Genomic DNA, 19691 nt, shown 5'->3' with positions numbered 1-19691 from the left:
CCGTCGTGGAACAACGGGCGCTGGGACGCAGCGGCCTGGTCGTCTCCCGGCTGGCGCTGGGCACCATGACCTGGGGCCGCGACACCGACGAGGACGAGGCGGCGATGCAGCTGACCGCCTTCGTCGACGCCGGCGGCACCCTCGTCGACACCGCCGACGTCTACTGCGACGGCGACAGCGAGCGCACCCTGGGCCGGCTGCTGACCGACGTCGTCCCCCGCTCGGAGGTGCTGCTGGCCACCAAGGCCGTGGGCCGCACCGGGCCCGGGCCGCTGGGCCGCGGCGCCTCCCGCGGGCACCTGCTGGCGGCGCTGGACGCCTCGCTGCGGCGGCTGGGCGTCGAGCACGTCGACCTGTGGCAGCTGCACGCCTGGGACGACCTCACCCCGCTCGAGGAGACCCTCGCCGCCTGCGACGCCGCGGTCGCCTCGGGCCGGGTCCGCTACGTCGGCGTGAGCAACTACACCGGCTGGCAGACCGCGCAGGCGGCCACCTGGCAGCGCGCCTGGCCCGGGCGGGCGCCGCTGGTGAGCACCCAGGTCGAGTACTCGCTGCTGCAGCGCGGCGTCGAGCGGGAGGTCGTGCCCGCCGCCGAGGCGCTCGGGCTGGGCGTGCTGGCCTGGTCGCCGCTGGGCCGGGGGCTGCTCACCGGCAAGTACCGGGCGGCGACGCCGGAGGGCTCGCGCGGCGCCTCGCCGCAGTGGGCCGGGTTCCTCGACGACCTGCGCTCGGCCACCGCCGACCGCATCGTGGAGGCCGTGGTCACCGCCGCCGACGGGCTGGGCACCACCCCGCTGGCGGTGGCGCTGGCCTGGGTGCGCGACCGCCCCGGCGTCGTCGCGCCGGTGGTCGGCGCCCGCACCGCCGCGCAGCTGCAGGAGTCCCTCGACGCGGAGTCGGTGCGGCTGCCCGCGGCGATCCGCACGGCGCTCGAGGACGTCTCGGCGCCGCACTTCTCCTACCCCGACCAGCGGGCGGCCCGGTGACCACTCCCTCGACCGGCACCGCCCCCTCCCCCACCGCGCCCGACCCGGTCTTCGCCGCGTTCTGCGCCGCCGGGCTGTGGCCGAGCCTGGGCAAGCGGGCCGCCGCCGAGCTGCCCGGCGCGGGCATCACCTCGCCCGACGACGTCACCGTCGCCCGGCTGCTCAAGCTCCCCCGGGTGGGCAAGCAGCGCGCCGAGCGGCTGTTCTCCTCGTTCCTGGCGGCCGCGCCCACCTACGGCGTGGTCGAGCTGCTGGTGCGGGCCGGGCTGGAGGCGCGGCTGGCGTCCTCGGCGGCCGACGTCCTCGGTGACGACGCCGCCCGCCGGCTGCGCGACGACCCGTGGTCGCTGCTCGGCCTGCCCGGCGTCACGCTCACCGACGCCGACCGGCTGGCCATCTCGGTGCTGCGCGGGGCCGACCGGCAGGACTCCCGCCGCGGCCGCGCGATCGTCGTCATGACGCTGCGCACGGCCACCCGCGACGGGCACACCGTGCTGCCGGCCGACCTGGTGGTGGCGGCGCTGCGCGCCGAGGGCATCGCCGATCCCGCGGCGGCGGTCGTGGCGGCGGTCGAGTCCGGCGACGTGCTCGACCACGAGCCGCCCGAGCCGGAGTGGGACGAGGACGCCGACACCGAGCCGCCCGAGCCCGACCCGGCGCTGCGGACGCTGTCGCTGGCCCGCTACGGCATGGCCGAGGAGGCCGTGGCCGAGAACGTCGCCCGGCTGGCCGCCACCGCCGAGCGGATCGCCGACCCCGCCGCGGTCCGGTCGGTGGCCAAGGGCCTCGACGAGGCGCAGAAGCAGGCGGTCGCGCAGGTGCTCGGCGCCGGCGTCTCGCTGCTCACCGGCGGGCCCGGCACCGGCAAGAGCCGCACGGTGGCCGCCGTCGTCCGGCTGCTGCGGGCCAAGGGCACCGAGGTGGCGCTGGCCGCGCCCACCGGCCGGGCCGCCAAGCGGCTGGAGGAGCTCACCGACCACCCGGCGGTGACCGTGCACCGGCTGCTGGGCGCCCAGGGGTTCGGCGGCGGGTTCGCCCGCAACGAGGAGTGGCCGCTCGACGCCGACGTCGTCGTCGTGGACGAGGCCTCGATGCTCGACGTCGAGCTGACCGCGGCGCTGCTGGAGGCCTGCCCCGACGGCACCCACCTGCTGCTGGTGGGCGACCCCGCCCAGCTGCCCTCGATCGGCCCCGGTCACGTGCTCGGCGACCTCATCGACTCCGGGGTGGTCCCGGTGACCGAGCTGACCACGCTCTACCGGCAGGCCGAGGGCGGCGCGATCGCCCGGCTGGCCTCGGCGGTGCGCACCGGCGAGCTGCCGCCGGTCGACTCCCCCGACCGGGAGGTCGTCGTCGTGCCCGCCACCGGCAGCGGCGAGGCCGCCCGGCGGGTGGTGCAGCTGGTCACCGACTCGATCCCGCGGGCGCTGCGGATCGACCCGCGCAACGTGCAGGTGGTGACGCCGGTGCACCGCGGCCCGGCCGGCACGATCGAGCTCAACAAGGCGCTCAAGGACCGGCTGAACCCCGGCGAGGGCACGGTGTTCGGCTTCGACGTCGGCGACCGGGTGGTGGCCACCGCCAACCACCTCGACCTCGAGCCGATCGGGTTCGCCAACGGCGAGGTCGGCGTGGTGACCGCCACCGGCGAGGGCTCGCTGACCGTCGACTTCTCCTCCGGCCCGGTGACCGTGCCCGGCGACGCGCTGCCCGACCTCAAGCACGGCTGGGCGATCACCGTGCACCGGGCGCAGGGGTCGGAGTGGCCCGGCGTCGTCGTGGTGCTGCCGCCGGAGGCCGGCGGGATGCTGTCGCGGCCGCTGGTCTACACCGCGCTCACCCGGGCGCAGCAGCACCTGTCGATCGTGCACGCCTCGGGTGCGGCGCTGGCGCGGGCGGTGCGGGAGGTCGACGTCCGCCCGCGGCGCACCCGTCTGGCCGGGCTCCTCCGCGAGAACCTGTCCCCGGCGTAGGCGGCGTCCTCCGATCCGGCGCACCGTAGGGTCGAACCGTGATCCGGGTCTGCTTCGCCGGCGTGACCGGCTGGACCGCGCCGCCCGTCCTGGCCGCCATCGACGCCGCCGACGACCTGGTCCTCACCGCGGGCGTGTCCCGGTCGGCCGCCGGCCAGCAGCTGACGGCGGTCACGGCGTCGCGCAGCGAGGGCCGGGTCTCCGCCTCGGTCGCCGACGCGCTCGCGTCCGCGGAGGTCGACGTGCTGGTCGACTACACCAGCGCCACCGCGGTCGAGGAGAACGTGTGGACCGCCGTGCGGGCCGGTGTGCACACCGTCGTCGGCTCCAGCGGGCTGACCGACGACGACTACGCCCGGCTCGACCGGCTAGCCCGAGACCGGGGCGTCGGGGTGGTCGCCGCGGGCAACTTCTCCGTCCAGGCCGCCGTGCTGCAGCGCGCCGCCACGCTGGCCGCCGCGCACGTCGACCGCTGGGAGATCGTCGACTACGCGAGCGCCGGCAAGCCCGACGTGCCCAGCGGCACCGCCCGCCAGCTCGCCGAGGCCCTCGGCGCGGTGCGCACGCCGGCCCCGGCGGTCCCGCTGGCGGAGCTGCACGGCCCGGTCGAGGCGCGCGGCGCGGAGGTGGCCGGCAGCCGGGTGCACTCGGTCCGGCTGCCGAGCTTCGTGGTCAGCACCGAGGTCGTGTTCGGCGGCACCGGCGAGCGGCTGGTCCTCCGGCACGACGCCGGCGAGACCCCGGACCCCTACGTCGCCGGCACCCTGCTGGCCATCCGGCGGGTGGCCGAGACGCCCGGCGTGCGCCGCGGCCTGGACACCCTGCTGTTCGACTGAGTCGTCGTCGGGATCAGTCGCGGCGGGCGAGCCCGGCGCGCAGGGCGCAGAGCAGCCGGGACGTCGCCGCGTCGACCTGGCCCGCGCAGGTGAGCGGGCCCGGGAAGGGCACCCGGACGTCGCGGTGCCCGCCGGCGCCCTCGACGCGCAGCCGGTAGCCGAACCGGTCGAGGCCCAGCGGCCGCAGCGTCTCCCCCGCCGTCACCGGCACCCGGCTGCGCGCGACCGCGCTGCCCAGCAGGGCCAGCACCTCGGGGTGGTCGCGGTCGAGGTGGCGCAGCAGCCGCTCCTCGACGCCGGCCAGCGGGTCGGGGCGCGCGGCGGCGTAGTCGGCCGGCGAGACCTCCGCGCAGCCGGTGCCCTCCCGCAGTACCACCTCGGCGAGGTCCAGCCGCAGCAGGGTCGCCGTCCCACCGACGTCGAGCAGCGCCTCCTCGGGGCGGACCTCGGCGAAGGCGACGGCGGCCGCGCGCCGGTCGGCCTCGGGCACCGGGGTCAGCCAGCCCGACAGCCACAGCGTGGCGCGCACCGGGTCGCGCAGCGCCACCGGCGCCCGGTCGCTGACCATGAGCAGCGCGCTCACGTCCCGGTCGGGCGCGCGGTCGAGGGCCGCGGCCACCTCGCCGTCGCCGGGCTCCAGCACCAGCACCTGGCCGGCGGCGGTGGTGGCGTGCGCCAGCGGCCGGCTCGGGTCGCGGCCGGGGAGGCAGAGCGCGGCCGCGGCACGGGTGGCCACGGTGCGCGCGCGCTCGGGAGCGGCGGCGACGGACGGCGCCTGCGGACCGTTGCAGGTGGTCATGACTCCCCTTGAGCGTCGACTTAGGGAAGCCTAACCACATCGGCGTGCCCGTGGGTAGCCACGCGCCCCCGATCGGGCGGCGAGCCGGCGCCGGACGTCGTCAGAGGGCGCGGTCGTCCTCGTCGTACGGCACGTCGGCCTCCTGCTCGAGGACGTCGGCCTCGTTGGCGTCCACGTCGCCGACCGACCGCGGCGCGCCCGCCGTCCCCGGCGCGGCGGCCAGCTGCTGCTCGAGCGCGTCGGCCTCGGGGACGCCGTCGCCGATCGGGTCGGCGTCCCCGGCGAGCTCGGGAGCGGCCGGCTCGAGCAGCGCCTCCTGCTCCGCGCGGTCGGCGTCGCTCGCGGTACCGGGATCGGTCACGGGTCCTCCTCGTGCTGCGGACGGTGCTCGGATGAGGCGCTGCCCATCCTGCCGCCGGGGGCTCCCTGGGGCAGGCCGGGAGGCGGCGCACACATGACCGGCAGGTGTCGTGCGTGGCAACATCGGTCGGGTGAGCGCGGCCGACGACTGGGAGTACGCGCCGCTGCGGATCCCGCCGGGCACGTCCCGTTCCGCAGCGGCGACCATGCTGAGCCTGCAGGTGGACGTCGGCGGCTGGGAGCTCGCCCGTCTGCAACTGCACGCCGACGGCACCCGCAAGGCGATCCTGCGACGCCGGGCGCGGCTGTCCTACCTGCCGATGCCGGTCACCTAGCCGGACTCAGGGGACGAGCACGACCTTCCCGACCGTGCCGCGGTCGGCGAGGGCCGCGAGCGCCTGGGGCGCCTGGTCGAGCGGCAGCACCTGGCCGATGAGCGGGTCGATCGCGCCGGCCTCGACCAGCCGGACCAGCTCGTCGTGGGTCTGGCCGATCACCGCGGGGTCCTTCTTCTTGTACAGGCCCCAGTGCAGGCCGACGACGCTGTAGTTCTTGACCAGCGCGTGGTTGGCCGGCGCCTCGGGGATGCGGCCGCTGGTGAAGCCGACGACGACCAGCCGGCCCTCGAAGGCGATGCACCTGCGGCTCTTGTCGAACACGTCACCGCCGACCGGGTCGTAGACGACGTCGGCTCCCTCGCCGGCGGTGATCTCCTTGACGACCGGGACGAAGTCCTCGGCGGTGTAGTCGATCACGTGGTCGGCGCCGAGCTCGCGGCACACCTCGACCTTGTGCGGGCCGCCCGCGGTGGCGATCACCTTCGCGCCCGCGGCCTTGCCCAGCTGGATCGCCGCCGACCCGACGCCGCCGGCGCCGGCGTGCACCAGCAGCCACTCCCCCGCCTGCAGGTTCGCGCGGCGGTGCAGGCCGACGTGCCCGGTCTGGTAGGTGAGGTAGAGCGCGCCGGCCTTCTCGTCGCTCATCGAGTCCGGCACCGGCCAGGCGTCATCGGCGTTCATCAGCGCGTACTCGGCGAAGGCGCCGGGCCCGCCCGCCGGGCTGCCGATCACCCGCCGGCCGTCCTCGGTCTCGCCGCACAGCTCCACGCCGGGCGTGTAGGGCAGCGGCGGGCGCTCCTGGTACATGCCGGCGGCCATCAGGACGTCGGGGAAGTTCAGCGCCGCCGCCCGCACCTTGACCAGCAGCTGACCCTCGCCCGGGGTGGGCCGGTCGACGTCCTCCAGCCGGAGCACCTTCGAGGGGTCGCCGAGCTCGTGTACCCGCCATGCACGCATGCGCCCGACCCTGCCAGACGCCCGGTGACCGCCGTCACCGGGCCCGGGGTGGCTCCGCCGGGATCAGGTGACCTGATCATCGGGCGTCCTCCCTCACGGTGGGCCACGAGGGAGGACGCCCTGCGGTGAGGGAGGACGCCCCGCGGTGAGGGCGGCCCGACCGCGTCAGAGCATCGACGGCGGCCGCAGCGCCTCGGGGACGACGGCGGTCTCACCGGTCGCCGTCTTGGCGCTGGGGACACCCTTGAACCGGTAGGGCACGGTGCCGACGCCGGGCTGGATGACGTACGCCGCGCCCGGCTCCCCCGACTCCCAGGCCCGGACCATCGCGTCGGCGACCTCGGCGGCGGGGATGACCGGGAAGCCGGCGGCCTCGAACTCGTGCCGGATGCGGTCGATGATCGCGGTGTCGGCGAACCCGGGGCAGATCGCGGAGATGGTGATGCCCTCGCGGGCCAGCCGCGGCGCCATCGACCGGACGAAGGCGATCGCGCCGCTCTTGGCGACGCTGTAGCCGGGGTCGCTGGGCATCGGCGAGAGGCCGGCCAGCGACGCGGTCACCACGATCGCGCCCCCGCCGGCCCGCCGGATCGCCGGGCGGGCGGCCACCGCGCCGTAGACGACGCCGAACAGGTCGATGTCGACGACCCGCATGAACTCGTCGAGGTCGAGCGCGTCGTCGCTCTTGGCGGCGGAGATGCCGGCGTTGAGGTAGGCGGCGTCGAGCCGGCCGTGCTCGGCCTCCACGCGCGCGACGACGGCCTCGTTGGCCGCGCGGTCGGTGACGTCGAGGGCGGCGAAGGGGCAGCCGAGCTCCTCGGCGACCGACCGGTTGCGCTCGGTGTCGAGGTCGGCGAGGACGGCGGTGACGTCCCGCTCGCGCAGCGCGGTGGCGAGGGCCCGGCCGAAGCCGCCGGTCCCTCCGGTGATCAGCGCGACGGAGCCGGGACCGGGAGGCGTGGGAGAGGTCACCCGGGCATCACACCACGGTCGCCGACGGCGCCAGCGCGGCGTCGACGGCGGCGGTGACGTGCAGCCGGGCGGAGGGCAGCAGCGGCACCGGGGAGTCCTCGGGCGCGAGCAGCAGCTCCAGCTCGGTGCAGCACAGCGCGACCGCGTCGGCGCCGCGTGCGGCCAGTCGGGCGACGACGCCGCGCAGCTCCGCCCGGGTCACGTCGGAGAGCACGCCCCGGCACAGCTCGCCGAAGATCGCGGCGTCCACCCGGTCGACGTCGTCGTCCGGGGGCACGAGCACCGTCAGGCCGGCGGCGGCCAGCCGCTGCCGGTAGAACGGCTCGCGCACGGTGCCGGCCGCCCCGAGCAGGCCGACCACCGGGCCGGGCGCCGCGGCGGCCACCGCGTCGGCGATGTGCAGGAACGGCACGGTCAGGCCGGTCTCCAGCGCCGGTGCGACCTTGTGCATGTAGTTGGTGCACAGCAGCACGAGCTCGGCTCCGGCCGACTCCAGCGACCTCGCCTCGGCCAGCAGCAGCGCGGCGGCGTCGTCCCAGCGGTCCTCGACCTGGCACGCCCGGACCGCCCGGAAGTCCAGGCTGCGGACGAGCAGCGAGGCGCTGGCCAGGCCGCCCTCCCGCTCGCGCACCAGCTCGTTGGCGACCCGGTAGTACAGCGCGGTCGACTCCCAGCTCATCCCGCCGAGCAGCCCGATCGTCCTCATGGCGGTCAGCCTGGCGGCGCACGAGCCTGCCGACCAGACCGAGAGGTCGACCGCCGGACCCAAGCGCTGCTTGGATGTCGCCGTGGACCCCCGCCGGTTGCTCGTCTTCCGCGAGGTGGCCCGGGCCGGCTCGCTGGCCGGCGCCGCGCGGACGCTGGGCTGGACCCAGCCGGCGGTCAGCCAGCAGGTGCGGCGGCTGGAGGCCGAGACCGGCACGCCCCTGGTGGTGCGCGAGGGCCGCGGCGTCGCGCTCACCGAGGCCGGCCGGGTGCTGCTGCGGCACGCCGAGGGGGTCGCCGACCGGCTGGCGGCGGCCGAGCAGGACCTGGCGGCGCTGACCGGGCTCGCCGCCGGGGTCGTCCGGCTGGCCGCGTTCCCGACCGCCGCCGCGGTGCTGGTGCCCCCGGCGCTGGCCGACCTGCGCGGCCGCGCGCCCGGCCTGCGGGTGCACTTCGCCGAGCTGGAGCCGCCGGAGGCCGAGGCGGCGGTGCGCGAGGGCGCGGCCGACCTCGCCGTCGTCTTCCGCCACGACGAGGACGACGACCCCGTCCCCGGCGACCTGCTGCGCGAGCCGCTGCACCGGCACGCGGTGCAGGCGGTCGTGCCCGCCGGCGCGCCGGCCCCCGGCCGGCTGGCCGACCTGCGCGACGAGCCGTGGATCGCCGGGTGCGACCGGTGCCGGCAGCACCTGCTGCGCTGCGCGCGGCGGGCCGGCTTCACCCCGGACGTCCGGTTCGCGACCGACGACCACGTCGTCGTCCAGCGGCTGGTCGCGCGCGGCCTCGGCGTGGCGCTGCTGCCGGCCTGGGCACTGGCGGTCAGCACCCAGCCGGGCGTGACCGCCGTCGCGCTGGCCGACGTCGACGACCGGGTGGTGGAGACGCTGGTCCGGCCCGACGCCCGGCGGGTGCCGGCCGTCGCCGCGGCCCTCGAGGCGCTGCGGGCCGCCTGCTGAGGCGTCCTCAGACCGACCGGAGGAACCGGTCGAGCACCCGGACGCCGAAGCGCAGCGACTCCACCGGCACCCGCTCGTCGATGCCGTGGAACAGCGAGGCGAAGTCGAGGTCGGCGGGCAGCCGCAGCGGCGAGAAGCCGAAGCAGCGGATGCCCAGCCGCTCGAAGCTCTTGGCGTCGGTGCCGCCGCTCATGGTGAACGGCACCGGCCGGGCGCCGTCGTCCTCGCTCTTCAGGGCCGCGACCATCGCGTCGACCAGCGGGCCGTCGAAGGTGGTCTCCACGGCCTGGTCGTGGACGATCCACTCGCGCTGGATGCCCTCGCCGATGAGCGAGGCGAGCTGCCGCTCGAACTCCTCCGACTGGCCGTGCAGGAAGCGGCCGTCGACGGTGGCGCTGGCCGTCCCCGGGATGACGTTGGTCTTGTAGCCGGCGTCGAGCATGGTCGGGTTGGCGGTGTTGCGCAGGGCCGCGCCGATCATGCGGCTGATGCTGCCGAGCCGGGCGAGGGCCTCCTCGGGCTCGTCGGGGTCGATCTCGATGCCGTAGGCCTCCTCGACGGCGGCGAGGAACTGCCGCATCGGCGGGGTGAGCACGGTGGGCAGCCGGGTCGAGCCCAGCCGGGCGACGGCCTGGCACAGCCGGGTGACGGCGTTGTCGTCGTGGACGAACGAGCCGTGCCCGGGCTTGCCGCCGGCGGTCAGCCGCATCCAGGCCAGGCCCTTCTCCGCCGTCTGGACGAGGTAGAGCCGCAGGCCGTCGCGGACGGTGATGCTGAACCCGCCGACCTCGCTGATCGCCTCGCTGCAGTCGGCGAACAGGTCCGGGTGCTCGTCGACCAGCCAGCGGGCGCCGAGGGTGCCGCCGGCCTCCTCGTCGGCGACGAAGGCGAGGACGACGTCGCGCGGTGGCCGGACGCCGGTGCGGGCCCAGTCGCGCACCAGCGCCAGGACCATGGCGTCCATGTCCTTCATGTCGACCGCGCCGCGGCCCCAGACGTAGCCGTCGCGCTCCTCGCCGGAGAAGGGGTGCACGCTCCACTCGGCCGGGTCGGCGGGGACGACGTCGAGGTGTCCGTGGATCAGGAGAGGCGGTCGCGAGCGGTCGGTGCCCTCCACGCGGGCGACCAGGCTGGCCCGTCCCGGCTCGGACTCCAGGATCTGCGAGCCGATGCCGACCTCGTCGAGCTTGCCGGCCACCCACTCGGCGGCCACCCGCTCGCCGGCGCCGGTGGCGGTGTCACCGGTGTTGGTGGTGTCGATCCGGATGAGCTCGCTGAGCAGTTCTGCGACCTCGGCCTGGGCCTGGACGGGACCTTCGCTCTCCACCCGGCGAGCGTAGGGCTGGACGCCGTCCGCACGACGCAGCGCCGGGCCCTGCTCCGGTAGGCGCCGCCGGGTTGGTATCCTGGTCCCGCACTCGTCCGGGTGGCGGAATGGCAGACGCGCTAGCTTGAGGTGCTAGTGCCCTTTATCGGGCGTGGGGGTTCAAGTCCCCCCTCGGACACAACACCGCCCCGGTGTCTCTGCAGGTCAGAGGCCCGGGGCGCTTCCCTGCCCGGCCCCGATGACCCCCGGAGTACTGCTGTGGTAGCGCGCGGTCAAGGTGCGCCGCGAGTAGCGCGGCGAAGCGGTCGGCGGCTTGCCTGCCCATGTCGGGGTGCACGTGCTGGTGGACGATCAGCGTGATGGTGGCGCTCGTGTGCTTCAGGGCGCTCGGAGACGACCTTCACCGGTTCCTGCCCCGAGGCCGGGGACTCCGGCGAACGCGGGAGCCAGCTGGTCGACCCAGGATCCGCCCCCACCTCTGCGGTGATGCCGGTGAGTCGCTGGCCGGTACCTGGACCCTAACGAGCCTCCTCCCCGTCCGCGCCATCGAGGACTGACGTGCTCGACGTGGCGACGCGGCCGACGAAGGACTGCGAGCCCATGGGACGACTCCTCCGGAGCGGCGGCGGACCCGAACAGGGAGCCGTTCGCGCTGGCGGCCACGGGGTCGGCCACCTCGCACACATCGAACGACGTCACCCACAGCGATCGGCCAGCCGCTGCTCTCCGATCGTGGAGGCCGCTGACGCCTTGCAGCGGGCGGTGCTGCGTCGCCTACACCATCCGTGACGAGGCGACCTTCGTCGAGCTCGTGCTATCTCCCAGAGCGCTGGCATCTACGGGTGGCCATCCCCTCGGGACCGGAGGGCTGCCGGGATCGTCCCGAGCTCAGGCGAGTTCAGGATCCGGCCTCGGCGACGTTGTGGTTGTACCGCAGCATGTTGTCCGGGTCATAGCGCGCCTTGAGTTCGCGCAGGCGCGCGAAACCGGAGCCGTAGGCCTCCCGGATGCGGTTCTCCTCCCCTCGGTCGACGACGTTGGAGTAGACGCGACCGCTGCCGAAGGGGGCCAGGCCATCCCAGACCTGCCGCACCCAGGCGGTGTGCATGTCGTCCTCGCTGGGGTCCATCCACATCGCACTGACGATGAGGTCGAACTGCGGCTCACGATGGGGGAAAGCAGTCGCTCCTTCCGGGACGCGATTGGGCGCGCCGCCGTACCACTCCAGGACGATGGCGGAGAACGGCGAGGTTCGTGACGCCGCGGCCTCGACCATTTCCTCGACCACACCGTCCGACACCTCCTGCAGGAACGAAGATCTCCAGCGGTACCGAGCTCCTGCCGGGAACGCTGCGTCGAGCAGGGATTGCATCTCGACGTAGGGGCGCTGCTGGAACATGTCCGCGATGGGCCTCCCGAAGGAGCGCACCGGCGCGAGGACCGCCTCGGCTTCCTCGAGCGCTCCGTGGTAACAGCCGATGAGTGCGACGACTGGCGTGCCGTCAGGGGCGGAGAGGAGCCCGCAGTAGAGGCCCAACTCTTCAGGAGCAGTGGGGATGAATTCGCGGTAGAAGCGCAGCACGTCCGTCGCGTACTCGGCCGCATGCAGGATCATGCCGCCGACGATCGTGGGGCCGACGGGATGCAGCCGGAACTCCAGGGACGTCGCGATCCCCAGGTTCGCGCCGCCTCCGCGCATACCCCAGAACAGCTCCGGATGGTCATCCGCGCTGGCCGTGCGCAGCACGCCGTCCGGGGTGACCACGTCAACCGACACGAGGTTGTCACAGGAATGGCCGTACTTGCGTGCCAGCCAGCCGACGCCGCCACCGAGGGTGAGCCCGGCAATTCCGGTCGTACTGACGATTCCACCCGTGGTGGCCAAGCCGAAGGTTTGCGTCTCCCGGTCCAGGTCTCCCCAGAGCACTCCGCCCTCCGCGCGAGCGGTCCTGTTCTGCGGGTCCACCCGGATGGCCCTCATCGCCGAGAGATCCGCGACGACTCCGCCGTCACACATGGCCAGCCCGGCAACGTTGTGCCCACCCCCGCGGACAGCGAGCGGTAGCCCGGCGTCACGTGCCAGTGCAACGGTTCGCAGCACATCCGCCACGCCTGCGCACCGTGCGATGAGCGCAGGCCGCTTGTCCACCATCCCGTTCCACAAGGCCCGTCGCGCATCGAACCCGTCGTCGGATGGCGTGAAACACTCACCGCGATGCTCTGCCCGGAAGACTTCGAGCATGTCCCCCGACAGGCCACTAGCCAGCATCGACCCGGTCATGTGAGCACCTCCAGAGCTGGAGATCGGGTAGGGCCTCCAATGGCTCATGGCCCAGAGATCCCGCCCCCGGCGGACGCGCCCGGACGAGAGCGCCCGTACGGATTCTGGCGAGAGGCGTAGCACGCAGCCACCGTCGGCCGACCCTGTCTGCAGCGGGCGAGGACGTGGTAGGCATCCGGGCCGTCGGAGCACCGTGCCATTGGCTCGGGATGGCGCGATGTGTGCTGGCATCCGTCCCGGAACGAGGGCCCGCTCGGGGCGGGGGCCAAGCTTCACGCGCCGAGGGCTCCACCGCGGCGTTCGGGCCCTCACGACTACGAGTTCCTCGTCAGTGCGGACGTATTCTCGCCGCGCTGCGTCTACGGTCGATTTCCGCTTGTCCGGTCGAGTCATGGACCGGTCAGAGCCGTGTGCGTATGTAGCGTGTCGCCCCTCGGACACAGCATCGCCCCGGTGTTACTGCAGGTCAGGAGCTCGGGGCGCTTCCGTGTCCGGGCCTCGAGGGTCCTCGTGATACCGCTTTGATACTTCACGGCTGGATCAGCCGTCGAGCAACGCGGCGAAGCGCTCGGCGGCTTCGCGACCCATGCCGGGGTGCACGTGCTGGTACACGGTGAGCGTGATGGTGACGTTCGCATGCCCGAGGCGCTCGGAGACGACCTTCACCGGCTCGCCGACGGCCAGCAGCAGGGTGGCGTGGGTGTGCCGTAGGTCGTGCAGCCGGATCTCCGGCAGCCGGTCCTCCCCCAGCCCCCTGCGCGCCTGCACGACCTGCTCGACGAACCGGCGGGAGTACCGCTCGGGGTGGCGATGCGCGCCGTCGAGGGTGCCCAGCACGAGCGCGGCGTCCCGCACAGGCTCGGGTGCGAGCGGGGCGCGGGTGGCCCGGTAGGCGCGCAGGGCGGCGACCGTGTCGTCATCAATGTCCACGACCCGCGCCTGGCCGGTCTTCGTGGGTCCCTCGACGAGCTGCTGGCCGTCCCCCATGGCCTTGACGACGCCCACGCTGCGCCGCACCTGGAGGCAGCCGGCCTCGAGGTCCACGTCCCGCCAGCGCAGGGCCAGCGCTTCGCCCCGGCGCACCCAGGTCGCGGCCAGCAGCCGACCAAGCGATAGCGAGGTCCGGATCGCGGCTCTCGGCCCAGGCCAGGAAGCGTCCGAGCTCACGGGCGGTCCAGGCCTGCATCTCCGGCGGCCTGGCCTCCGACGGGCTCGGCGGCGTGGAGCGGTCGGTGGGGTTCACGGCCAGCCGGCCGTGCTTGACGGCGTCCCCCAGCGCCGACCGCAGGATCGTGTAGACGCGGCGCACCGTGCGGGCCGACAGCCCTCCTCGGCCGTCCGCACGTCCCGAGGTCTCCAGTGTGCGCATCCACGCGTCCACCGCCGTCCCGGGGAGCCGGGACAGCGGCGTTCCGCCGAGGTAGGGGTCGATGTGCAGCCGGACCTCGAGTCGCTCGAGGAGACCATCGAGATCCTCGCCGATACCGACGCCATGCGGCCTGCACGCCTCCGAGGCCGAGGGCCGCGACGACCTGGAGGCGACGATGGCCCGCCGGCGCCGTCAGCCGCGGTGACCGACCAGGACGCCTACCTCCTGGCCACCACCCCCACCGCCCGCCGCCAGCTCACCGACCACCTGCCCGAGCCCGTCGCCGCGGCCGCCTACGAGTTCGTCGTCGGCCCGCTGCTGGACAATCCCCACCCCGTCGGCAAGCGGCTCCGCCCCACCCCTCGACGACCGGCACAGCGCCCGCCGCGGCACCTACCGGGTCGGCCACCGCATCGACGGCGACACGCGCACCGTCACCGTTCTCGACCTCGCCCACCGCCGCGACGCCTACCGAACCGTCCGCGGAGCACGCCGTCCGGGGCGGGCGGTCAGGCCTCCGGCGCACCGATCGTGGTGCTCAGCTGTGTGGGGCGGGCGAGGGCATTCGTCGCCTCATCGCCGAACGCCGCATCGACTGGCGTCGAGCTCGGCGAGCGACTGCGCGTGCAGCGGTCGGTCCCGGACGCTGTCCTCGAAGCCGGCCGGGTCGCCCGGGTGCCGGGTCACCCGCTGACCGGCTCAGGGCTACGCCGCTGCGCGGCCCTCCTCGTGGGCACGCGTCCGGCGACGATGCCTGAGGAGCGTCGGCTCGACGAGCCCCTGCGCTGCCGATGCGTCGTCCACTGCCGATGCGTCGTCCACTGCCGATGCGTCGTCCACTGCCGATGCGTCGTCCTGCCCACGCCGGAGGTCGAGGCTCACCGCGACCGCGCCGGCGACGAGGAGCCCGGCAAGGGCGACCACGGTGAGCCAGAACAAGCCCGGCACCGCAGTCCCGACGACCGCGGCACACAGACAGCCGACCAGGACCACGGACACGAGTCGCAACATGAGGCACTCCGGATGGATTCGCAGGCGACGGCACCCGATCAGGGCGTGGGCCACCTGAGGGCAGAGTCGAGCCGGATCACCGCCGGGCTCCGGTGCGGTGCAGCAGGTCCCCGGCGCGAGGTCGGCGCTGGGTGACAGAACTGCCCCGACCCTGGCTCGACGGACGTGACGTGCCCGCGGTCATCGCTCACCCCTCCATCGGCGGCTGATCGCTCGGGCGGACACCTACGAGGGTCCTCGCCGGAGATGACGTTCCACCGGCCTGCGACCTTGCGATCTCATGACAACGGCCGACACGGGACGCTCGGTCCTTGCCTCGACGAGCGGTCGCCCGGGCGTCTGCGATCGGCCTCCCCAGCCGGGCAGGGACGCCTCACACGACCGGTCGCCCGCGCTGCCCGCCACCCGGCCGACCGAGACGGTCCTGGCACGACCGACCCTCGCCCGGGCGGAGGTGTCCCACGTGGCGGCTCCTCCCGCACGGTGACTCCACCCGCGGGCGTCGAAGTGACGTTCAGCGACCTCTCAGCGACCGTCCAGTGAGGGACCAGTTCTCCGGCGCACCGTGGAGTCGTCGCGGCGGACGGCCGCGTACGCCGAGGACGCGTCGATCGAGGACTGGAGAGCAGTGACTTCCCACCGACCCCCGAACGCCACCGGTGGCCACCCGGGGCCGGCCGCATCCGACCTCCGCTGGGGGACTCCGCCCCACCCGCTCTGGCACCCCGCACCCGGACTCCCCGCGGCGAACACCCCGCCTGCGGCATGGGTTGCGGCGCCGGCCGGAGCGTCCCCCTACCCCACATCCGCCCGGTCGGCCGGACGCGTGCGGGCCGGCATCGCCGGCCTGCTCGCCGGCGCGCTCATCGGCGCGGGCACCGGTGCCGGGGTGGCCGTCCTCGCGGATGGTGCGAACGGGTCGCCACCGGCCGCGAACAGCGCGCAGAGCGTGGCGATCGACCCCCAGGCCGCCGGCGCGGTGAGCGCGGCTGCCGCCACGGCCACACCGAGCGTGGTCACCGTCTACGTCACCACGCCGGCGGGTGCCGGCAGCGGCTCGGGCGTCGTCCTCACCGAGGACGGCTACGTGCTGACCAACAACCACGTGGTCAGCCTCGACGGCAGCGGCTCCGCCGACGTCCAGGTGCGCACCGCGGACGGGACGCTGTACGACGCCACCGTCGTCGGCACCGAGGCGTCCATGGACCTCGCCGTCCTGCGGCTGTCCGGAGCGAGTGACCTGACCCCGGCCACGTTCGCCGACTCCACGGAGGTGCAGGTGGGCGACCTCGCCGTGGCCATCGGCGCACCGCTGGGACTGTCCGACACGGTCACCAACGGGATCATCAGCGCCACCCACCGGCCGGTGACCGCCGGGGAGGGCGGGAGCGAGGCGACCGTGATCGACGCCCTGCAGACCGACGCCGCGATCAACCCCGGCAACTCCGGTGGCGCTCTGGTCGACGCCGCCGGCGCGGTGATCGGCATCAACACCGCCATCGCGACCGTGCCCACCGGCCCGGGCGGACAGGTCTCCGGCGGCAACATCGGCGTGGGCTTCGCCATCCCGGGCAGCACCGCCCAGCGCATCGCCGAGGAGATCATCGCCACCGGCTCGGCCAGCACGGCGCTGCTCGGAGTCGACGTCCAGACGGCGCCCGCGGAGGACAACCCGGCGATCGGCACCGGCGCTCAGGTGGTGCAGGTCCAGCCGGGCAGCGCCGGTGCCGCGGCCGGGCTGCGGACGGGGGACGTGATCACCGCCATCGAGGACCGCCCCGTCACCACCTCCACCGAGCTGACCGCCGCGGTGCGCGGCAGGGCCCCGGGCAGCGAGGTCACCCTCTCCGTCCAGCGCGGCGGCGAGACCGAGGAGGTCGCGGTGACCCTCGGCAGCACGGCGACCTGACCCACTCGACTCCTCGACAGCGGGGCCGGTGCTCGATGCACCGGCCCCGCACTCACGTCTTCCACATCGCCGCAGCCAGCATTGACGGGTCGACGCGCCATCAGTCGCACGGGTGCCAGCACCCACCCAACGGGGGCGTTGCGCCTACTGGCCCGTGGGCAGAAGGACCCAGCGGCATTCGGATCACCTCGCCTCGTGCCACGGTCCGAGGCGGGCCCAGTCAGTCGACACGGGCCAGTTGCCGGGGACCGGCCACCGCGAGGGCGCGCAGCCGCTCGTCGAGGAGCCGGTCGGCCTGCTGCAGCCGGGCCTCGACGGTGATGACGAGGCGGGCCTCGAGCTCGGCGAGCTCCGCCTGACGGCGCCTGACCTCGGTCAGTTCCAGCACAGCGTCCCGCCGGACGGCGTGACAACGGTGCAGGTCGGCGTCGATCGAGGCGATGGGGCGGGGGCGAGGCTCCGACAGCATGACGCTCTCCGTCTCGTGGTGGCGGCCAGGGGGAGGACGGCGGCGAGGCTGGGACCACGGGTCCGCCGACCGCGCTCTGCCTCGTTCGGTCCCCCGTCCCGGTGCCGTCACTGAGCTCCGCCCACCTCCTGACATGAAGACGCAAAGCCGCTGCAACACGACATCGCGGAGGCGGGCGGATCGCCGGGGCGGCGAGAAGGTGATCACTCCCCCGGGGCATGCTCATCGGGGATGCCTGGTGAGCGGTCGCCTGCCAGCGCTGGCCGGCCGTGCAGGTCGGGCCGCCTGAGGGCCGGAGACCGAGCCGATGTGCGCACGGCCGGCGAGACCGCCCCGGCGGCGGCACATCCGGATCCCGACCGCCGCTGCACGAGCGTCCGACCCCTGCGCGGCAGGTCACTCGAACACCATCCGGACCGGGGCTGCGTGACGAGTCCGTAGCTCTCCCTCCGCTGACCGGTCGGTGCACCGGAAGCCGGACATGGCGTGGGGACGGTGACGCAGCCTCTCGAGGTCCAGCCGGTCGGCTGGATCCTGTCCGCGCCTTCTCGGCCGAGGTCCTCGCCGAGCGACCACGCCGAGGAGTATCGACGGCGGCGCGCGGTCGACCACGTCCAACCGGCGCCGCCGGGGCGCCGCCCCGCACATCTCCCGCACCGGCACCAGCGGAGAGCACGTGAGGATGCCACCGGCGACGCACCGGGTCCTGGCGGTGGCCGCCGACCTGGCGGGCCGGCCGCTGCACGGCTGGTCCGGCGCCGACCTGACGGGACGGCGCCCGGGTCGGTGACCAGCGCCCGACCACGGACGGTGCGACCAGAGACCGCGGGCTCCGCTGTCACATGAGCGTCACAGCTCCCGGCCGGGGATGACGATCCGCCGTCGACCGCGAACCCGGCGGTGGTCACCCGCCCCGTGCCGGGCACGGGCCCCGGCACAGCCCGGTGCCGCCCCGGTGCCCCGTGTCGGCTCGGACGGCACCGGACCCGCACCCGTCCGCCCGTCGGAGGTGCCCGACCGACCTGGAGACGACGATGAGCTGCGCCGCCGCTCCCATCTGTCCACTGCCCCGCTCTGGCGGCGTCAGGCCGGTCGAGGCACCCGGGCGACTGCGATGACCCACGCACCCGCGGACCCGCCCGGTGCCCAGCGCGACACCGAACACCCGGACCCGGGGACCGCCCGCCACACGGCAGGACGCGCCACCGCAGCAGACGCCGACACGACAGCGCCCCCGCGAGTACGGACGGCCGTGCCCTCGTGGACGCTCGGGATCCTGGCCCGCAGCGGCGCGGTGCTCGCCCTCGCCGCCACCGGCTGGCTGGCCTTCTGGTTCCTGCTCCTGGTCCCGCTGGTGACCGTGTCCATCGCAGTGGCGCTGCTCCTGACCGCGCTGTTGCAGCCGACCGCACGGTGGCTGCGCCGGGCACTACCGCCAGGGCTCGCGGCACTGGTCTCACTCCTGCTGTTCCTCGCCGTCCTCACCGGCGTGGGCGCCCTCGTCGGGTTCCGCGCGGCCGCCCGACTGCGCGACCTCACCCGGCCGTTGACAGCCGGGATCGACCGGATCCGGGTGTGGCTGGTGGAGGGCCCGCTCGGCCTGGATCCGCAGCAGGCCGCCGGCATCCGCAACACGCTGGTGACCCGGCTCTACGAGCTGGCACCCGAGCCCACGGCCGCAGCCCGGATGGCCCTCTACCTCCTGGCAGCGGCGGTCCTCGTGGCCTTCCTCGTGTTCTTCCTCCTCAAGGACGGTCCTCGGATGTGGGGATGGGTGCTGGAGAGGACGCCGCATCGGCGACGTGCACAGGTCGACGGGGCCGGGCGCTGCGCCTGGAGCGTCCTGTCCTCCTACGTCCGGGGCGTGGTCCTGGTGGCCCTCATCGACGCCGTCGGCATCGGCGCGGCACTGCTCGTCCTCGGCGTGCCCCTCTGGCTGTCGCTGACCCTGCTGACCTTCCTCGGCGCGTTCGTCCCCCTCTTCGGCGCCACCGTCAGCGGCGCGGTCGCCGTCCTCGTCACCCTGGTCACCAACGGCGTCACCGACGCGGTGATCGTCCTGGTCATCGTCCTGGTGGTGCAGCAGGTCGAGGGGAACCTGCTGCACCCGCTCATCGTCGGGCGCTCCCTGCGCCTGCACCCAGCGGCAATCCTCGTCACCGTCACCCTCGGCACGCTCCTGTGGGGGCTCGCCGGTGCCCTGTTGGCCGTGCCGCTCATGGCCGTCACCTACCGGGTCGCCGACCACCTGCGGCAGCACGGGTCCGCACCCGCCACGGGCTCTGGTCTGCGGCCCCCGTCGCCCGGAGGGCCGGTCCCGGCATCCGCTCCCCGTGTCGGGGCCGGGAGCTCCGGCTCGCCCGCCGGGGACGGCGTGGGCCCACGAGGCCCCTCTGTCGCGCCCGACGGGCGGGGCCGCAGCCGGGGCTGAGCGGCACGCCTC

At 74.7% G+C, this 19691-nt stretch carries 17 protein-coding genes and 1 tRNA gene; 8 read left to right on the top strand and 10 right to left on the bottom strand.

From position 1 onward, the window contains the following. The first annotated feature begins 5 nt into the window (after positions 1–5). The 3 genes from ACI79O_RS07950 to dapB are packed head-to-tail and all read left to right on the top strand — an operon-like array spanning position 6 to position 3795. A complete protein-coding gene (locus ACI79O_RS07950) occupies positions 6–986 on the top strand; it encodes an aldo/keto reductase (protein ID WP_456890743.1) in 981 nt (326 codons plus the stop codon). Then, positions 983–2959, top strand: a complete 1977-nt coding sequence (locus ACI79O_RS07945; RefSeq protein ID WP_456913768.1) for an AAA family ATPase — start codon at positions 983–985, stop codon at positions 2957–2959. Before ACI79O_RS07950 ends, ACI79O_RS07945 begins: the two co-directional genes overlap by 4 nt. Before the next feature lie 38 nt (positions 2960–2997). Continuing rightward, complete coding sequence (gene dapB, locus ACI79O_RS07940; protein ID WP_456913766.1) at positions 2998–3795, top strand: 4-hydroxy-tetrahydrodipicolinate reductase; 798 nt, start codon at positions 2998–3000, stop codon at positions 3793–3795. Positions 3796–3808: 13 nt separating this feature from the next. Here dapB and ACI79O_RS07935 read toward each other — a convergent pair whose 3' ends face one another. Further along, complete coding sequence (locus ACI79O_RS07935) at positions 3809–4594, bottom strand: DUF2470 domain-containing protein (RefSeq protein ID WP_456913764.1); 786 nt, start codon at positions 4592–4594, stop codon at positions 3809–3811. A 100-nt stretch (positions 4595–4694) separates the two neighbouring features. Continuing rightward, complete coding sequence (locus ACI79O_RS07930; RefSeq protein WP_456890752.1) at positions 4695–4955, bottom strand: hypothetical protein; 261 nt, start codon at positions 4953–4955, stop codon at positions 4695–4697. A gap of 130 nt (positions 4956–5085) precedes the next feature. Here ACI79O_RS07930 and ACI79O_RS07925 point away from each other — a divergent pair, with 130 nt between their 5' ends. Continuing rightward, on the top strand, positions 5086–5289 hold the full coding sequence (locus tag ACI79O_RS07925; RefSeq protein ID WP_089404027.1) for a DUF5703 family protein: 204 nt from the start codon (positions 5086–5088) through the stop codon (positions 5287–5289). 6 nt (positions 5290–5295) lie between these two features. Here the strand turns inward: ACI79O_RS07925 and ACI79O_RS07920 are convergent, their stop codons facing one another. The 3 genes from ACI79O_RS07920 to ACI79O_RS07910 all read right to left on the bottom strand — a co-directional run bounded on the left by ACI79O_RS07920 (position 5296) and on the right by ACI79O_RS07910 (position 7927). Further along, entirely contained in the window at positions 5296–6249 is a 954-nt protein-coding gene (locus ACI79O_RS07920; RefSeq protein WP_456913763.1) for an NADPH:quinone oxidoreductase family protein, read from the bottom strand. A 165-nt stretch (positions 6250–6414) separates the two neighbouring features. Further along, the gene (locus tag ACI79O_RS07915; RefSeq protein ID WP_456873331.1) at positions 6415–7221 is read right to left on the bottom strand and encodes an SDR family oxidoreductase; all 807 of its coding nucleotides are present in this window, start codon (positions 7219–7221) and stop codon (positions 6415–6417) included. Between the two features lie 7 nt (positions 7222–7228). Continuing rightward, positions 7229–7927, bottom strand: coding sequence for an aspartate/glutamate racemase family protein (locus ACI79O_RS07910; protein ID WP_456890756.1), 699 nt, complete (start codon positions 7925–7927; stop codon positions 7229–7231). On the opposite strand from ACI79O_RS07910, the gene ACI79O_RS07905 reads away from it, so the two are divergent. Next, positions 7926–8882 carry a LysR family transcriptional regulator gene (locus ACI79O_RS07905; protein ID WP_456913761.1) on the top strand — a complete coding sequence of 319 codons (957 nt, stop codon included), beginning with the start codon at positions 7926–7928 and terminating at the stop codon, positions 8880–8882. The two genes, ACI79O_RS07910 and ACI79O_RS07905, sit on opposite strands and share 2 nt — an antisense overlap. A gap of 7 nt (positions 8883–8889) precedes the next feature. Here the strand turns inward: ACI79O_RS07905 and ACI79O_RS07900 are convergent, their stop codons facing one another. Beyond that, complete coding sequence (locus ACI79O_RS07900) at positions 8890–10209, bottom strand: M20/M25/M40 family metallo-hydrolase (RefSeq protein ID WP_456890760.1); 1320 nt, start codon at positions 10207–10209, stop codon at positions 8890–8892. 93 nt (positions 10210–10302) lie between these two features. Here ACI79O_RS07900 and ACI79O_RS07895 point away from each other — a divergent pair. Next, positions 10303–10387 (top strand) — tRNA-Leu (locus ACI79O_RS07895). Between the two features lie 720 nt (positions 10388–11107). Here ACI79O_RS07895 and ACI79O_RS07890 read toward each other — a convergent pair. The 3 genes from ACI79O_RS07890 to ACI79O_RS07880 all read right to left on the bottom strand — a co-directional run bounded on the left by ACI79O_RS07890 (position 11108) and on the right by ACI79O_RS07880 (position 14858). Next, positions 11108–12490, bottom strand: coding sequence for an FAD-binding oxidoreductase (locus tag ACI79O_RS07890; RefSeq protein WP_456890443.1), 1383 nt, complete (start codon positions 12488–12490; stop codon positions 11108–11110). 540 nt (positions 12491–13030) lie between these two features. Next, entirely contained in the window at positions 13031–13657 is a 627-nt protein-coding gene (locus tag ACI79O_RS07885) for a site-specific integrase (RefSeq protein WP_456913759.1), read from the bottom strand. Positions 13658–14564: 907 nt separating this feature from the next. Then, positions 14565–14858 carry a hypothetical protein gene (locus tag ACI79O_RS07880; protein WP_456913757.1) on the bottom strand — a complete coding sequence of 98 codons (294 nt, stop codon included), beginning with the start codon at positions 14856–14858 and terminating at the stop codon, positions 14565–14567. An 838-nt stretch (positions 14859–15696) separates the two neighbouring features. Between ACI79O_RS07880 and ACI79O_RS07875 the strand changes: the two genes are divergently transcribed. Continuing rightward, positions 15697–16779: a S1C family serine protease gene (locus ACI79O_RS07875; RefSeq protein WP_456890439.1), complete on the top strand. Its 1083-nt coding sequence runs from the start codon at positions 15697–15699 to the stop codon at positions 16777–16779. Between the two features lie 220 nt (positions 16780–16999). On the opposite strand, the gene ACI79O_RS07870 is transcribed toward ACI79O_RS07875, so the two are convergent. Beyond that, positions 17000–17248 carry a hypothetical protein gene (locus ACI79O_RS07870; protein WP_456890438.1) on the bottom strand — a complete coding sequence of 83 codons (249 nt, stop codon included), beginning with the start codon at positions 17246–17248 and terminating at the stop codon, positions 17000–17002. Positions 17249–18500: 1252 nt separating this feature from the next. Here ACI79O_RS07870 and ACI79O_RS07865 point away from each other — a divergent pair. Next, positions 18501–19679 carry an AI-2E family transporter gene (locus ACI79O_RS07865; RefSeq protein ID WP_456913755.1) on the top strand — a complete coding sequence of 393 codons (1179 nt, stop codon included), beginning with the start codon at positions 18501–18503 and terminating at the stop codon, positions 19677–19679. The last annotated feature ends 12 nt before the right edge of the window (positions 19680–19691 follow it).

Source organism: Geodermatophilus sp. SYSU D00696, assembly GCF_054050235.1.
This window is presented reverse-complemented; position numbering and strand designations above follow the sequence as displayed.

Coding starts and splice junctions, on each gene's coding strand:
- ACI79O_RS07905 (WP_456913761.1), top strand. CDS start 7,926: ATGGCGGTCAGCCTGGCGGCGCACGAGCCTGCCGACCAGACCGAGAGG.
- ACI79O_RS07935 (WP_456913764.1), bottom strand. CDS start 4,594: ATGACCACCTGCAACGGTCCGCAGGCGCCGTCCGTCGCCGCCGCTCCC.
- ACI79O_RS07890 (WP_456890443.1), bottom strand. CDS start 12,490: ATGACCGGGTCGATGCTGGCTAGTGGCCTGTCGGGGGACATGCTCGAA.
- ACI79O_RS07910 (WP_456890756.1), bottom strand. CDS start 7,927: ATGAGGACGATCGGGCTGCTCGGCGGGATGAGCTGGGAGTCGACCGCG.
- ACI79O_RS07870 (WP_456890438.1), bottom strand. CDS start 17,248: ATGCTGTCGGAGCCTCGCCCCCGCCCCATCGCCTCGATCGACGCCGAC.
- ACI79O_RS07920 (WP_456913763.1), bottom strand. CDS start 6,249: ATGCGTGCATGGCGGGTACACGAGCTCGGCGACCCCTCGAAGGTGCTC.